The following is a 15,394-nucleotide window of genomic DNA, read 5'->3' as shown; positions in this document are numbered from 1 at the left end:
AAAGCATGGGGTTTTTTTGTTTTCTTTGCCCAAAATGCAGCTTTATCGACAGCCGTTTCACCACTCACCCACATCATTTCCACAGACATATCCACAACACTTTCCGTCAATAACGTCGTGAAACTTTCTCACCTTCAGCGTACAGACTCGACATTTGCCGTATTTCTGGTTATCTTCAGCTATCTGGATGTCTAAACGTGTAAACGTATGCTGTGAGGTAATAAGGTTATGCCGATTCGGGTGCAGGACGAGCTGCCAGCCGTTAATTTCTTACGTAATGAGAACGTCTTCGTAATGACGGCATCGCGTGCGACCAACCAGGAAATTCGCCCGCTGAAGGTGCTGATCCTCAACCTGATGCCGAAAAAAATTGAGACGGAAAACCAGTTTCTTCGCCTGTTATCGAACTCACCGCTCCAGGTCGACGTGCAGCTGCTGCGCATCGATGCGCGGGAATCCCGCAACACACCAGCGGAGCATCTCAACAATTTCTACTGTAATTTTGAGGACATTCAGCACGATAATTTCGATGGCCTGATTGTCACCGGCGCGCCGCTGGGCCTGGTTGAATTCAATGATGTTGCCTACTGGCCGCAGATCAAACAGGTGCTGGAATGGGCAAAAGATCACGTCACTTCAACGCTGTTCGTCTGCTGGGCGGTTCAGGCGGCGCTGAATATTCTGTATGGCATTCCGAAACAGACCCGTACGGAAAAACTCTCAGGCGTCTATGAGCACCATATTTTGCATCCTCACGCACTGCTGACGCGTGGTTTTGATGATTCATTTCTGGCACCGCATTCCCGCTATGCTGATTTCCCGGCGGCGCTTATCCGCGACTACACCGATCTCGATATTCTGGCCGAAACGGAAGACGGAGACGCCTACCTGTTTGCCAGCAAAGACAAGCGCATCGCCTTTGTCACCGGGCATCCGGAGTACGACGCTCACACCCTGGCAAGCGAATATTTCCGTGATGAAGAAGCCGGGTTGTCACCTGAGGTACCGTACAACTATTTCCCGCAAAACGATCCGCAGAACAAGCCGCGAGCAACCTGGCGCAGCCATGGCAACATGCTGTTCATTAACTGGCTGAACTATTACGTCTACCAGATCACACCGTACGATCTGCGCCATATGAATCCGACGCTGGAGTAATTCACCGTTTAAACGATCGTAAAGCGATTCAGCACTCCATATCAGGCACCTTCGGGTGCCTTTTTTGTTTCCGAAAGTCACACCAAATTTAATGGTAACTTTAAATTCACTGTTATCAATAGGTTATATTTAATTAATTTTAAAAATGGAAATTGTTTTTGATTTTGGAAAATTATTGCGTAGGCTTAACTGAGCTGAACGAAAAACCGACAACGATCTTTGTTTGCTTTGGGAAGTGACCTGGGATCAAGATGAGGAGCCGCGCAATGACACAACAGGCAACAACCACCGAAGAACTGGCCTTTAGCCAGCCGTTTGGCGCGCAGGAGCAGCAGATCCTGACGCCGGAAGCGATCGATTTTCTGAGTGAACTGGTGACGAGGTTTACCCCGAAGCGCAATAAGCTGCTGGCAGCGCGTATCCAGCAGCAGCAGGATATTGACGACGGAAAGCTTCCTGATTTCATTTCGGAAACGGATTCCATTAGAAGCGGCGAGTGGAAGATTCGCGGTATTCCTCAGGACTTGCTCGATCGCCGCGTAGAGATAACCGGCCCGGTTGAACGCAAAATGGTGATTAACGCGCTGAATGCCAACGTGAAAGTCTTCATGGCCGACTTTGAAGACTCGCTGGCGCCGAACTGGCATAAGGTGATCGACGGGCAGATCAACCTGCGCGATGCGGTCAATGGCACGATCAGCCACACCAACGAAGACGGGAAAATCTATCAGCTGAAGCCCGATCCCGCCGTTCTGGTTTGCCGCGTGCGCGGCCTGCACCTGCCGGAAAAACACGTGACCTGGCGCGGGGAGGCTATCCCGGGCAGCCTGTTTGATTTCGCCCTCTATTTCTTCCACAACCACAAAAATCTGCTGGCCAAAGGCAGCGGCCCCTATTTTTATCTGCCGAAAACTCAGGCCTGGCAGGAAGCGGCGTGGTGGAGCGAGGTCTTCAGCTTTACCGAAGATCGTTTCGAGTTACCGCGTGGCACCATCAAGGCCACGCTGCTGATTGAAACGCTGCCTGCCGTGTTCCAGATGGATGAGATCCTGCACGCGTTGCGTGACCACATCGTTGGCCTCAACTGCGGTCGCTGGGATTACATCTTCAGCTATATCAAAACGCTGAAGAACTATCCCGACCGAGTGCTGCCGGATCGCCAGGTGGTGACGATGGATAAACCCTTCCTCAATGCCTATTCGCGTCTGCTGATCAAAACCTGCCACAAGCGCGGTGCGTTTGCGATGGGCGGCATGGCAGCTTTCATCCCCAGCAAAGATGCCGGGCGTAACGCTCAGGTGCTGACCAAGGTCAAAGCCGATAAAGCGCTGGAAGCGAACAACGGACACGATGGTACCTGGATTGCGCATCCGGGCCTGGCGGATACCGCGATGGCCGTATTCAATGAGGTTTTAGGTGATAACCCTAACCAGCTGTTTGTGACTCGCGATGAAGATGCGCCGATTACCGCGGAACAGCTGCTTGCACCTTGCGAAGGGGAGCGCACGGAAGAAGGCATGCGCGCCAACATTCGCGTGGCCGTGCAGTATATCGAAGCGTGGATCTCCGGCAACGGCTGCGTGCCGATTTACGGCCTGATGGAAGATGCCGCCACGGCGGAAATATCGCGTACGTCAATCTGGCAGTGGATCCACCATCAAAAAACGCTCAGTAACGGTACGCCCGTGACTAAGGCTCTGTTCCGCCAGATGCTCACTGAGGAGCTGCTGGTCGTCCAGGACGAACTGGGCGAACACCGCTTCAGCAGCGGCCGCTTCGACGAAGCCGCGCGCCTGATGGAGCAAATTACGACCTCCGACGAACTCGTCGACTTCTTAACGCTGCCTGGCTACCGCCTGCTGGCCTGATCACATCACCGATAATAAAAATGGAGCATCTGCCATGAAAACCCGTACCCAACAAATCGAAGAAGTACAACAGGAATGGACAAACCCACGCTGGGAAGGCATCCGTCGCCCGTACAGCGCGGAAGAGGTGGTGAAGCTGCGTGGTTCGGTGAACCCGGAATGCACGCTGGCGCAGCGCGGTGCTGCAAAAATGTGGCGTCTGCTGCACGGCGAATCGAAAAAAGGGTATGTGAACAGCCTCGGGGCGCTGACGGGCGGTCAGGCGCTGCAGCAGGCGAAGGCCGGTATTGAGGCCGTTTATCTCTCCGGCTGGCAGGTTGCGGCAGATGCCAACCTGGCCTCCAGTATGTACCCGGATCAATCGCTCTACCCGGCAAACTCCGTGCCGTGCGTGGTCGATCGGATCAACAATACTTTCCGCCGGGCGGATCAGATCCAGTGGGCGTCCGGCATTGAGCCAAACGATCCGCGTTTTATTGATTACTTCCTGCCGATCGTGGCTGATGCAGAAGCCGGGTTTGGCGGCGTACTCAACGCATTTGAGCTGATGAAGTCGATGATTGAAGCCGGGGCGGCGGCGGTTCACTTTGAAGACCAGCTGGCCTCAGTGAAGAAATGCGGGCATATGGGCGGCAAAGTGCTGGTGCCGACTCAGGAAGCGATTCAGAAACTGGTAGCCGCACGTCTGGCGGCGGACGTTCTCGGCGTGCCTACGCTGCTGATCGCCCGTACTGACGCAGACGCTGCCGATTTGATCACCTCCGACTGCGATCCGTACGATAGCGAATTTATTACCGGTGAGCGCACCAGCGAAGGTTTCTATCGCACTCGCGCAGGCATCGAGCAGGCCATCAGCCGCGGACTGGCCTACGCGCCTTATGCAGACCTGGTGTGGTGTGAAACGTCCACGCCGGATCTGGAACTGGCCCGGCGCTTTGCCGATGCTATCCATGCGAAATATCCGGGTAAACTGCTGGCCTATAACTGCTCACCGTCGTTCAACTGGAAGAAAAATCTGGACGATAAAACCATCGCCAGCTTCCAGCAGCAGCTTTCGGAGATGGGCTACAAATATCAGTTCATCACCCTAGCGGGCATCCACAGCATGTGGTTCAACATGTTTGACCTGGCCCACGCGTATGCGCAGGGCGAAGGCATGCGCCACTACGTTGAGAAAGTGCAGCAGCCAGAGTTCGAGTCCGGCAAAGAGGGCTACACCTTCGTCTCGCACCAGCAGGAAGTGGGTACGGGCTATTTCGACAAGGTCACAACGATTATTCAGGGTGGGACCTCGTCCGTTACCGCGCTGACCGGGTCAACGGAAGAGTCGCAGTTCTGATTGTACGGATGCCCGGTGGCGCAATGCTTACCGGGCCTACAGTTGCTGTTCAATACTGCTTTTCTCCGTTGCCCTTTCAAGGAGAGGGCAAAGTGAGGGGAATGTATGCCGCGTGGCCTGGAATTACTGATTGCCCAAACCATCCTGCAAGGTTTTGACGCGCAGTATGGTCGCTTTCTGGAAGTCACTTCCGGCGCGCAGCAGCGCTTTGAACAGGCCGACTGGCACGCCGTGCAACAGGCGATGAAGCAGCGTATCCATCTCTACGATCACCATGTGGGGCTGGTTGTCGAGCAGCTGCGCTGCATCACAGACGGTAAAAGCCCCGACGCTGACTTTCTGCTGCGGGTGAAAGAGCATTACACCGCGCTTTTGCCCGACTACCCGCGCTTTGAAATTGCCGAAAGCTTTTTTAACTCTGTGTATTGTCGACTCTTCGATCACCGCTCGCTGACTCCCGAGCGGCTTTTTATCTTCAGCTCTCAGCCTGAGCGGCGCTTTCGCACGATCCCTCGTCCGCTGGCGAAAGATTTTTATCCTGATAAGGGCTGGGAAACGCTGCTCCACCGGGTGTTAACTGATTTACCACTGCGGCTGCAATGGCAGGATAAGCCCCGCGATGTGGGCTACATCGTGGCGCACCTGACTGAAACCTTCGGCTACAGCGTATTGCGTGAATCGCATTTGCAGGTGGCGAATGAGCTATTTTATCGCAATAAGGCGGCATGGCTGGTTGCCAAGCTGCATACGCCTCAGGGCATGGTGCCGCTGCTGCTGCCCATTCATCGCAGCGATGAAGGCGAGCTGTTCATTGATACCTGCCTGACGACCAGCGCTGAGGCCAGCATCGTCTTCGGCTTCGCCCGTTCCTACTTTATGGTGTATGCGCCGCTGCCCGCCGCCCTGGTGGAGTGGCTGCGCGAAATCCTGCCCGGCAAAACCACCGCCGAACTGTATATGGCCATTGGCTGCCAGAAGCACGGCAAAACCGAGAGCTATCGCGAATACCTGACGTATATCCGCCAGACCGACGAGCAGTTTATCGAGGCGCCCGGCATCCGGGGCATGGTGATGCTGGTGTTCACCCTGCCTGGATTCGACCGGGTGTTTAAGGTGATCAAGGACCGCTTTGCGCCGCAAAAAGAGATGACCGCCGCCCACGTGCGCGCCTGCTATCAGCTGGTTAAAGAGCACGACCGCGTTGGGCGTATGGCTGACACTCAGGAGTTTGAAAACTTCGTGCTGGAGAAACGGCAAATATCTCCGGCTCTGCTCGACCTGCTCTGGCAGGAAGTACCACAAAAGCTCACCGACCTGGGGGACAGGATTGCCATCAGCCATCTCTATATTGAACGACGGATGGTGCCGCTGAATTTATGGCTTGAGCAGGTTGACGGGCAACCGCTGCGTGATGCCGTGGAGGAATACGGGAACGCCATTCGCCAGCTGGCGGCGGCCAATATTTTCCCAGGCGACATGCTGTTTAAAAACTTCGGCGTGACGCGCCACGGTCGGGTGGTGTTCTACGACTACGATGAAATTTGCTACATGACCGAAGTGAATTTCCGCGATATTCCACCGCCGCGTTATCCGGAAGATGAGCTTGCCAGCGAACCGTGGTACAGCGTGTCGCCGGGCGATGTGTTTCCGGAAGAGTTTCGCCACTGGTTGTGCGCGGATGCGCGTATCGGGCCGCTGTTTGAGGAGATGCATGCGGATCTGCTGCGCGCGGAATACTGGCGAGGATTACAGGCGCGGATCCGTGACGGTCACGTCGAAGATGTGTTTGCCTACCGTAAGCGGCAGCGTTTTTGTGTGAAATATAGCTAATTGCCTGATGGCGCTGCGCGAGGTAAACAGCAAGGCCTTCTTTTGAAAAAGGCCTTTAGTGTTTGCTCCCTCTCCCTGTGGGAGAGGGCCGGGGTGAGGGCATCAGACCGCACTCACTTTACCGAATTCCACCGTAAGCCAAAGTGACTTCCTTCGCCGCTTTAATCACCAGCGCCCCCAACTCCGTCACGCGGTCATCGGTCATACGGGAAATTGGGCCAGAGATAGAAATGGCGGCAAACGGCTCACGATGTTCATCATAAATGCAGGAAGCCACGCAGCGCAGGCCGAGCGCGTGTTCCTCATCATCGAATGAATAGCCGCGCTTGCGCGTCTGCGCTAAATCCTCTTTCAGATGCACCGGAGAAACCAGCGTGGCGTGCGTGTAGGCGTGCAGCCCTTTGCGATGCAGCAGGCCGCTCACCTGTTCTTCACTCAGCTGAGCTAAAAAGGCTTTGCCCGCCCCGGAGGCGTGCATCGGTAACTTGCCGCCGATCGGCGCAGACATACGCATCAGCTGCGTGCACTGCACCTGGTCGATGATAATCGCCTGATGGTCGCTCTGGTCCAGCACCGCCAGGTTGACGGTTTCGCCGGACTCTTCCATCAGCTTGCGCAGAATCGGATGGACAATCGCCAGCAGGTTGCGGCTTTGCAGGAAGCTGCTGCCGACGATGAAGGCGTGCGCCCCGACCGTCCAGTGACCTAAATCACCCACCTGACGGACAAATCCAAGCTGCTGCATCGTGGTCAGTAGACGGTGAGTGGTGGAATTGGGCAAGCCTGCCTGCTGGGCGAGCTCGGTCAGCGCCACGTCACCGTGTGACTCGGCAATGTATTCGAGGAGTTTAAGGCCGCGGGTTAAAGACTGAACCTGCCCGCCAGCCGGAGCGGCGGCTGCAGGGGCCGGTTTTCTGCCGCGTTTCGCGGGAACGGTCGCCACCATGACGGACTCCTTTTCTGTATCGTGGAAATCATTTTCGTTTTATTTGATTATAATGCAACCGTTATCGGAACTGATCGGAGCAGTGGTCGTGAGCATCTCTCATGTTCGCGCTGGCTCTCTTTTCCACGCTGGTTGATTATGCCACTATGGCTTGTTGATAAGAGCGTTGTCGGGAGTCCGCGTGAGCACCATTGAAAAGCAGCTGAAGCAGCAGTTAAAAGATCGAATCCTGGTTCTGGACGGGGGCATGGGCACCATGATCCAGAGCTATCGCCTGAGCGAAGAGGACTACCGTGGCGAACGCTTTGCCCAGTGGTCCTGCGATCTGAAAGGCAACAACGATCTGCTGGTGCTGACCCAACCGGACATCATCGCCGCTATCCACAATGCCTATTTTGAGGCCGGGGCGGATATCGTCGAGACCAATACCTTCAACTCGACCCCCATCGCGATGGCGGACTATGAGATGGAATCGCTGTCGGCGGAAATTAACTTCGCGGCGGCGAAGCTGGCTCGTGCCTGCGCCGATGAATGGACGGCAAAAACGCCGGGCAAGCCACGCTACGTGGCGGGCGTGCTTGGCCCCACTAACCGTACCGCATCTATCTCACCTGACGTAAACGACCCGGCATTCCGTAACATCACCTTCGATCAGCTGGTGGCGGCCTACCGTGAATCTACCAGAGCGCTGGTGGAAGGCGGCTCAGACCTGATTCTTATCGAAACTGTCTTCGACACCCTGAACGCCAAAGCGGCGATTTACGCGGTGAAAGAAGAGTTGGAAGCGCTGGGCGTCGATCTGCCGATCATGATTTCCGGCACCATCACCGACGCCTCCGGGCGCACGCTCTCTGGGCAAACCACCGAAGCATTTTATAACTCGCTGCGCCACGCAGATGCGCTCTCTTTTGGCCTGAACTGTGCGCTGGGGCCGGATGAGCTGCGCCAGTACGTGCAGGAGCTGTCACGCATTGCCGAATGCTACGTCACCGCGCACCCGAACGCCGGGCTGCCGAATGCCTTTGGCGAGTACGATCTCGATGCCGCGACGATGGCGACACAAATCCGGGAATGGGCGGAGTCGGGCTTCCTCAACATCGTCGGCGGCTGCTGCGGCACCACGCCGGAGCACATCGCCGCCATGAGCCGTGCGGTGGAAGGCCTTGCGCCACGTCAGCTGCCTGAAATCCCTGTAGCCTGCCGTCTGGCCGGGCTTGAGCCGCTGAACATCGGCGATGACAGCCTGTTTGTGAACGTCGGTGAGCGTACTAACGTCACCGGTTCGGCCAAATTTAAGCGGCTTATCAAAGAAGAAAAATACGCTGAAGCGCTCGACGTGGCGCGTCAGCAGGTGGAAAGCGGTGCGCAGATTATCGACATTAACATGGATGAAGGGATGCTCGACGCCGAAGCGGCGATGGTGCGTTTTCTCAACCTGATTGCCGGCGAGCCGGATATCGCCCGCGTGCCGATCATGATCGACTCCTCGAAATGGGACGTTATCGAAAAAGGCCTGAAGTGCATTCAGGGGAAAGGCATTGTTAACTCCATTTCGATGAAAGAGGGCGTGGACGCCTTTATCCACCATGCCAAAAAAGTGCGTCGCTACGGTGCCGCCGTGGTGGTGATGGCCTTTGACGAGGTCGGCCAGGCCGACACCCGCGAGCGTAAAATCGAAATTTGCCGCCGTGCTTACGACATCCTGACCAAAGACGTCGGCTTCCCGCCGGAAGATATCATCTTCGACCCGAATATCTTCGCGGTCGCAACGGGCATCGAAGAGCACAACAACTACGCGCAGGACTTTATCGGCGCCTGTGAAGATATCAAACGCGAACTGCCGCATGCGCTGATTTCCGGCGGCGTTTCTAACGTATCATTCTCATTCCGCGGCAACGATCCGGTACGTGAAGCCATTCACGCCGTGTTCCTCTACTACGCCATTCGCAACGGCATGGACATGGGGATTGTCAACGCCGGGCAGCTGGCGATTTATGATGATCTGCCCGCCGAACTGCGCGATGCGGTCGAGGACGTTATCCTTAATCGCCGTGATGACAGCACAGAACGCCTGCTGGATCTGGCGGAAAAATACCGTGGCAGCAAAACTGACGAAGCAGCCAATACTCAGCAGGCAGAATGGCGCGGCTGGGACGTGAAAAAGCGTCTGGAGTATTCGCTGGTCAAAGGCATCACCGAGTTTATCGAAGCCGATACCGAAGAGGCTCGCCAGCAGGCAGCACGCCCGATTGAGGTGATTGAAGGCCCGCTGATGGACGGCATGAACGTGGTCGGCGATCTGTTTGGCGAAGGCAAAATGTTCCTGCCGCAGGTGGTGAAATCCGCGCGCGTGATGAAGCAGGCGGTGGCTTACCTTGAGCCGTTTATTGAAGCCAGCAAAGAGAAGGGCAGCAGCAACGGCAAGATGGTGATCGCCACCGTAAAAGGAGACGTGCACGACATCGGCAAAAATATCGTTGGCGTGGTGCTGCAGTGCAATAACTACGAGATTATCGATCTTGGCGTGATGGTGCCGACGGACAAAATCCTTAAAACCGCGCGCGAAGTGAATGCCGACCTGATCGGCCTCTCCGGACTGATTACGCCGTCGCTCGACGAGATGGTCAACGTGGCGAAAGAGATGGAGCGTCAGGGCTTCACCATCCCGCTGCTGATTGGCGGTGCGACCACCTCTAAGGCACACACGGCGGTGAAAATCGAGCAGAACTACAGCGGCCCGACGGTGTATGTGCAGAACGCCTCGCGCACCGTTGGCGTGGTGTCATCCCTGCTTTCCGCAACGCAGCGAGATGATTTTGTTGCCCGCACCCGCCAGGAATATGAGACCGTGCGCATTCAGCACGGGCGTAAAAAACCGCGTACGCCGCCTGTTTCCTTGCAGGCTGCGCGCGATAACGACCTGGCCTTCGACTGGGAAAGCTACACGCCGCCGGTGGCCCATCGACTCGGCGTGCAGGCGGTCAGCGCCAGCATCGAAACCCTGCGCAACTACATCGACTGGACGCCGTTCTTTATGACCTGGTCGCTGGCGGGGAAATATCCGCGCATTCTGGAAGATGAAGTGGTGGGCGAAGAGGCGAAACGCCTGTTTGCCGATGCCAACGAGATGCTTGACAAGCTCAGCGCGGAAAAATCCCTGAACCCGCGCGGCGTGGTCGGGCTGTTCCCGGCGAACCGCAAAGGCGATGACATCGAAATTTACCGCGATGAAACGCGCACCCACGTGCTGGCGGTGAGTCATCATCTGCGCCAGCAGACGGAAAAAACCGGCTTCGCGAACTACTGCCTGTCCGATTTTGTTGCGCCAAAAACGTCCGGAAAAGCGGATTACATCGGCGCATTCGCGGTGACCGGTGGGCTCGAAGAGGACGCGCTGGCAGAGGCATACGATGCGCAGCATGATGATTACAATAAAATCATGATAAAAGCCGTGGCGGACCGCCTGGCGGAAGCCTTCGCCGAGTATCTTCACGAGCGCGTGCGTAAGGTGTACTGGGGCTATGCCGCCAACGAGAACCTCAGCAATGAGGAACTGATCCGCGAAAACTATCAGGGCATCCGCCCGGCGCCGGGTTATCCGGCCTGCCCGGAGCACACTGAGAAGGCGACCATCTGGCAGCTGCTGGACGCAGAAACGCATACGGGCATGAAGCTGACTGAGTCCTACGCCATGTGGCCGGGTGCGTCGGTTTCCGGCTGGTACTTCAGCCATCCGGACAGCAAATACTACGCCGTGGCGCAAATCCAGCGCGATCAGGTGGAGGATTATGCGTTCCGCAAAGGGATGAGCGTCGCCGAAGCCGAGCGCTGGCTGGCACCCAATCTGGGCTATGACGCTGATTAAGTCATAAAACTGTCATCTTTCCTTACAACAAACAGGGCACCGCAGCGGTGCCCTGTCTCTTTCCGGGGCGTAAACCCCTATACTGATATGAGGATTATTTTTTCCCTCTCCCTCTCCCTAACCCTCTCCCAAAGGGAGAGGGAACCGGAACGGTGCCGTATATTCTCCCTCTCTCTTTGGGAGAGGGCCGGGGAGAGGGGGATATCCGATGGAATACCTATAACGATAAGGAGAACAAAAATCCGTGCTGACTCTGTTACATCTGCTTTCTGCCGTCGCCCTGCTGGTGTGGGGGACTCATATTGTCCGGACTGGCGTAATGCGCGTCTTTGGCGCTCGCCTGCGAACGGTCCTCAGCCGTAGCGTCGAGAAAAAACCACTCGCTTTCTGTGCGGGGATTGGCGTTACCGCGTTAGTGCAAAGCAGCAACGCCACCACCATGCTGGTGACGTCGTTTGTCGCGCAGGATCTGGTGGCGCTCACGCCCGCGCTGGTGATTGTACTGGGCGCCGATGTGGGGACCGCGTTAATGGCGCGAGTGCTGACGTTTGACCTCTCCTGGCTGTCGCCGCTGCTGATTTTTATCGGGGTGATCTTCTTCCTCGGGCGCAAACAGACCCGCGCCGGGCAGCTCGGGCGCGTGGGGATTGGCCTTGGCCTGATCCTGCTGGCGCTGGAGCTCATCGTTCAGGCCGTCCACCCGATTACCCAGGCCAACGGCGTACAGGTGATTTTCGCCTCTCTTACCGGCGATATTATGCTGGATGCGCTGATTGGCGCGCTGTTCGCGGTGATTACCTACTCAAGCCTTGCTGCTGTGCTGCTGACTGCCACGCTTACCGCCACGGGTGTGATTTCGTTCCCCGTGGCACTGTGTCTGGTGATTGGTGCCAACCTCGGCTCGGGCCTGCTGGCGATGCTGAACAACAGCACCGCGAATGCGGCGGCGCGACGCGTGGCGCTCGGCAGCCTGCTGTTTAAGCTGGTGGGTAGCCTGATTGTGTTGCCGTTCGTGCACATCCTGGCGGACGTCATGGCGCGTCTGCCGGTAGCGAAATCTGAGCTGGTTATCTACTTCCACGTGTTCTACAACCTGATTCGCTGCCTGGCGATGGTGCCGTTTGCCGAGCCGATGGCGCGCTTCTGTAAGCGCATTATTCAGGATGTCCCGGAGCTTGATGCTCGCCTTAAGCCTAAGCATCTGGACCCCACGGCGCTGGACACGCCGACGCTCGCCCTGGCAAATGCCGCCCGGGAAACGCTGCGTATTGGCGACGCCATGGAAAACATGATGGATGGCCTGCGCAAAGTGATGCATGGTGAGCCGCGCGAAGAGAAAGAGCTGCGTAAAATTGCCGATGACGTCAACGTGCTCTACACCGCCATTAAGCTCTATCTGGCGCGGATGCCGAAGGACGAGCTGGCGGAGGAAGAGTCGCGCCGTTGGGCGGAAATTATCGAGATGTCGCTTAACCTCGAGCAGGCTTCGGACATCATCGAGCGCATGGGCAGCGAAATTGCTGACAAATCCCTTGCCGCACGGCGGGCCTTCTCCGTTGAAGGACTAAAAGAGCTGGATGGTTTGTACGATCAGCTGCTCAGCAACCTGCAGCTGGCGATGTCAGTGTTCTTCTCCGGTGACGTTGACAGCGCCCGCCGTCTGCGCCGTAACAAGCACCGTTTCCGCATCCTGAACCGCCGTTACTCGCATGCGCACGTTGACCGCCTGCACCAGCAAAACGTGCAGAGTATCGAAACCAGTTCTGTGCATCTGGGACTGCTTGGCGACATGAAGCGTCTCAACTCTCTGTTCTGCGCTGTCGCCTATAGCGTGATGGAGCAGCCGGACGAAGACGACGATCGCGACGACTATTAACCCTGCCTGAAGGCTGCCGGGTATTTTCTAAGCCCGGCAGCCTGCGGTATAGTTCGCCCTCTACAGGAGAAACTATGCTGCCGAACTCATCCATCCGATTAAACAAATACATCAGCGAAAGCGGCATCTGCTCGCGTCGTGAGGCTGACCGCTACATCGAACAAGGGAACGTGTTTATCAACGGTAAACGCGCCACCATTGGCGATCAGGTTAACGTGGGCGACGTGGTGAAGGTTAACGGCCAGCTCATCGAGCCGCGTCAGGAAGACGACCTGGTGTTAATCGCATTGAATAAGCCCGTCGGCATCGTCAGCACCACCGAAGACGGCGAGAGAGACAATATTGTCGATTTCGTCAACCACAGCAGCCGCGTGTTCCCGATTGGCCGCCTCGACAAAGACTCTCAGGGGCTGATTTTCCTGACTAACCACGGCGACCTGGTGAACAAAATCCTGCGTGCCGGGAACGATCACGAGAAAGAATATCTGGTCACGGTAAACAAACCGGTGACCGATGAGTTTATTCTGGGAATGGGCCGTGGCGTGCCGATTCTCGGTACGGTGACCAAAAAGTGCAAGGTGAAGAAAGAAGCGCCGTTCACCTTCCGCATCACGCTGGTGCAGGGGCTGAACCGTCAGATTCGCCGCATGTGCGAGCACTTCGGTTTTGAGGTCACTAAGCTTGAGCGTACGCGCATTATGAACGTCAGCCTGAAGGGTCTGCCGCTCGGTGAATGGCGCGATCTGACCGATGACGAATTGATTGAGCTGTTTAAGCTGATTGAAAACTCATCCTCAGAAGCGCCGCAGGCCAAAGCCAAACCGAAAGCGAAGCCAAAGACGGCGACAGCTGCGGCGAAAAAACCGGCCAGCAGCGGCGGAAAAAATATGGCGAAAACGCCGGCGGAGTTGGCTAACCGTAAGCGCTTTACGTCGCCGGGAAGAAAGAAAAAGGGGCGTTAAGCCGCCTGTGAAATTGCCGGGTGGCGGCTGCACGCCTTACCCGGCCTACGTTATAGCTTGGTTAGACTTTGTAGGCCTGATAAGCGCAGCGCCATCAGGCAATATGGTGGTAATACTCTCTTAAATCACCGCCTTCCCCGCACCGGCGTATTCGCCGACCATGAAAACGTCGCTTCTTTATCCGTTTTATAAGCCTGCTTTTTCTTCAGCTGACGCGCCTTCTTCGCCTCGGCTTCCCGTTCGGCCATCAGCTTGTCGATATACTCTTTTTTGAGATGGTTGTTTTCTGCGTTGGTCAGTGGGCGACCATGGGCAATACGGGCGCGGTCGAGGAGGGTTTTCAGCTCGCGTTGTTCTTTCTCGGTCATGTCCTGCTGGGTCAGACGGGCGATTGCCATGATGAAGCTTCCAAATAAATGAGTACTCAGCTCAATGTACAGAATTATTCTGGAAAGCGCCTCGCAATTCCTCATTTTACGCCTTAACTGTGTAACAAAGCCGTGTAGGCTGAGGGCTTCACACTATAAGGAAATAGAAAATGAGCTCTTCCTCTTCTGAGTGAATGGCTACTGATGCAGCCATTCACCCACGGAGCTAACTCTCCTTTGCAACAGTAATCTTCTCTTTCCTGACAGGTTTACCGGACCAGTATCCCGCCAGCAGCGAGCCGGAAAGGTTGTGCCAGACCGAGAACAGCGCACCGGGCAAGGCGGCGAGCGGGCCGAAGTAGATTTTGCCGAGCGCGGCAGCAAGGCCGGAGTTCTGCATTCCGACCTCAATCGCCAGCGTGCGGCAGGTGGATTCGTCAAAGCCGAACAGGCGTCCGCCCCAGTAACCGCCGAGCAGGCCAATGGTGTTATGCAGGATCACCGCGATAATCACCACAAAGCCCACGGAGGCAATGTGCGAAGCAGAACCGGCAACCACGGCGCTGATGATGGCCAGAATGCAGACCATCGAGAAAGCGGGCAGATAAGGCTCAATAGCTTTCACCACGCGTGGCAGGAGATGATGCACGACCAGCCCCAGCGCAATCGGTACCACCACGATTTGCAGGATGCTGAGTAGCATGCCCATCACGTCAACCTGAATATGGGTGTCGACATAGAGCCGCGTCAGCAGCGGCGTGGCGATAACGCCGACCAGCGTGGAGACGGATGAAATGGTGACAGAAAGTGCAACATCCCCTTTTGCCAGAAAAATCATTACGTTCGATGCTGTACCGCTGGCAACGCTGCCGACCAGCACCATTCCGGCAGAGAGCTCCGGCGGCATCCTGAACAGTATCGCCAGCAGCCATGCTGCGAGCGGCATCACCAGATAGTGCAGAAAAATGCCCGCAGCAACGGGGGCCGGACGTGACAGCACGCGCTTAAAGTCGTCGAGCTTCAGATGAACCCCCATGCCGAACATGATCAGCATCAGCAGCGTGGTGACCCACGGGCCAATCGGGGTGAAGGTTGTCGGTGTTTTGTAGGCGAGAACAGAGAGCAGCACGGCCCAGAGCGGGAACAGCCGCGTGAATTTAGCGAGCATATTGTATTCCTTGC

Annotated in this window: 10 protein-coding genes; 7 read left to right on the top strand and 3 right to left on the bottom strand. The window is 56.4% G+C overall.

Annotated elements, in window-relative coordinates; all coding sequences use genetic code 11:
* Nucleotides 1-228: 228 nt before the first annotated feature.
* The 4 genes from AB1287_RS09555 to aceK all read left to right on the top strand — a co-directional run bounded on the left by AB1287_RS09555 (nucleotide 229) and on the right by aceK (nucleotide 6,195).
* Complete coding sequence (locus AB1287_RS09555) at nucleotides 229-1,158, top strand: homoserine O-succinyltransferase MetA (protein WP_435617622.1); 930 nt, start codon at nucleotides 229-231, stop codon at nucleotides 1,156-1,158.
* Between the two features lie 266 nt (nucleotides 1,159-1,424).
* Entirely contained in the window at nucleotides 1,425-3,026 is a 1,602-nt protein-coding gene (aceB, locus tag AB1287_RS09550) for a malate synthase A (RefSeq protein ID WP_435617621.1), read from the top strand.
* A gap of 34 nt (nucleotides 3,027-3,060) precedes the next feature.
* Entirely contained in the window at nucleotides 3,061-4,365 is a 1,305-nt protein-coding gene (aceA, locus tag AB1287_RS09545) for an isocitrate lyase (RefSeq protein ID WP_312627495.1), read from the top strand.
* Nucleotides 4,366-4,470: 105 nt separating this feature from the next.
* Nucleotides 4,471-6,195 carry a bifunctional isocitrate dehydrogenase kinase/phosphatase gene (gene aceK / locus AB1287_RS09540; RefSeq protein WP_435617620.1) on the top strand — a complete coding sequence of 575 codons (1,725 nt, stop codon included), beginning with the start codon at nucleotides 4,471-4,473 and terminating at the stop codon, nucleotides 6,193-6,195.
* Nucleotides 6,196-6,313: 118 nt separating this feature from the next.
* Here the strand turns inward: aceK and iclR are convergent, their stop codons facing one another.
* Entirely contained in the window at nucleotides 6,314-7,141 is an 828-nt protein-coding gene (gene iclR / locus AB1287_RS09535) for a glyoxylate bypass operon transcriptional repressor IclR (protein ID WP_312627497.1), read from the bottom strand.
* Nucleotides 7,142-7,322: 181 nt separating this feature from the next.
* On the opposite strand from iclR, the gene metH reads away from it, so the two are divergent.
* The 3 genes from metH (at nucleotide 7,323) to rluF (ending at nucleotide 13,844) form a co-directional block, all read left to right on the top strand.
* Nucleotides 7,323-11,006 carry a methionine synthase gene (gene metH, locus AB1287_RS09530; RefSeq protein WP_435617619.1) on the top strand — a complete coding sequence of 1,228 codons (3,684 nt, stop codon included), beginning with the start codon at nucleotides 7,323-7,325 and terminating at the stop codon, nucleotides 11,004-11,006.
* Between the two features lie 244 nt (nucleotides 11,007-11,250).
* Nucleotides 11,251-12,882, top strand: a complete 1,632-nt coding sequence (locus AB1287_RS09525) for a Na/Pi cotransporter family protein (RefSeq protein ID WP_312627500.1) — start codon at nucleotides 11,251-11,253, stop codon at nucleotides 12,880-12,882.
* A gap of 74 nt (nucleotides 12,883-12,956) precedes the next feature.
* Nucleotides 12,957-13,844, top strand: a complete 888-nt coding sequence (gene rluF, locus AB1287_RS09520; RefSeq protein ID WP_312627502.1) for a 23S rRNA pseudouridine(2604) synthase RluF — start codon at nucleotides 12,957-12,959, stop codon at nucleotides 13,842-13,844.
* Nucleotides 13,845-13,969: 125 nt separating this feature from the next.
* Here rluF and AB1287_RS09515 read toward each other — a convergent pair whose 3' ends face one another.
* Both AB1287_RS09515 and panS read right to left on the bottom strand, forming a co-directional pair.
* The gene (locus tag AB1287_RS09515; protein ID WP_312627504.1) at nucleotides 13,970-14,242 is read right to left on the bottom strand and encodes a DUF3811 domain-containing protein; all 273 of its coding nucleotides are present in this window, start codon (nucleotides 14,240-14,242) and stop codon (nucleotides 13,970-13,972) included.
* A gap of 196 nt (nucleotides 14,243-14,438) precedes the next feature.
* Nucleotides 14,439-15,380, bottom strand: a complete 942-nt coding sequence (panS, locus tag AB1287_RS09510) for a ketopantoate/pantoate/pantothenate transporter PanS (RefSeq protein WP_435617618.1) — start codon at nucleotides 15,378-15,380, stop codon at nucleotides 14,439-14,441.
* Nucleotides 15,381-15,394 lie beyond the last annotated feature (14 nt).

The organism is Scandinavium sp. UTDF21-P1B (assembly GCF_040750395.1).
Taxonomy (GTDB): Bacteria; Pseudomonadota; Gammaproteobacteria; order Enterobacterales; family Enterobacteriaceae; genus Scandinavium.
Note: the sequence above shows the minus strand (reverse complement) of the source record. Positions and strands in the feature narration are given on the sequence as shown.

What these genes read in the sequence shown, in the direction of transcription:
- aceA (WP_312627495.1), top strand. Translation starts at nt 3,061, where the DNA reads ATGAAAACCCGTACCCAACAAATCGAAGAAGTACAACAGGAATGGACA.
- iclR (WP_312627497.1), bottom strand. Translation starts at nt 7,141, where the DNA reads ATGGTGGCGACCGTTCCCGCGAAACGCGGCAGAAAACCGGCCCCTGCA.
- panS (WP_435617618.1), bottom strand. Translation starts at nt 15,380, where the DNA reads ATGCTCGCTAAATTCACGCGGCTGTTCCCGCTCTGGGCCGTGCTGCTC.
- AB1287_RS09555 (WP_435617622.1), top strand. Translation starts at nt 229, where the DNA reads ATGCCGATTCGGGTGCAGGACGAGCTGCCAGCCGTTAATTTCTTACGT.
- aceB (WP_435617621.1), top strand. Translation starts at nt 1,425, where the DNA reads ATGACACAACAGGCAACAACCACCGAAGAACTGGCCTTTAGCCAGCCG.
- rluF (WP_312627502.1), top strand. Translation starts at nt 12,957, where the DNA reads ATGCTGCCGAACTCATCCATCCGATTAAACAAATACATCAGCGAAAGC.
- aceK (WP_435617620.1), top strand. Translation starts at nt 4,471, where the DNA reads ATGCCGCGTGGCCTGGAATTACTGATTGCCCAAACCATCCTGCAAGGT.
- AB1287_RS09515 (WP_312627504.1), bottom strand. Translation starts at nt 14,242, where the DNA reads ATGGCAATCGCCCGTCTGACCCAGCAGGACATGACCGAGAAAGAACAA.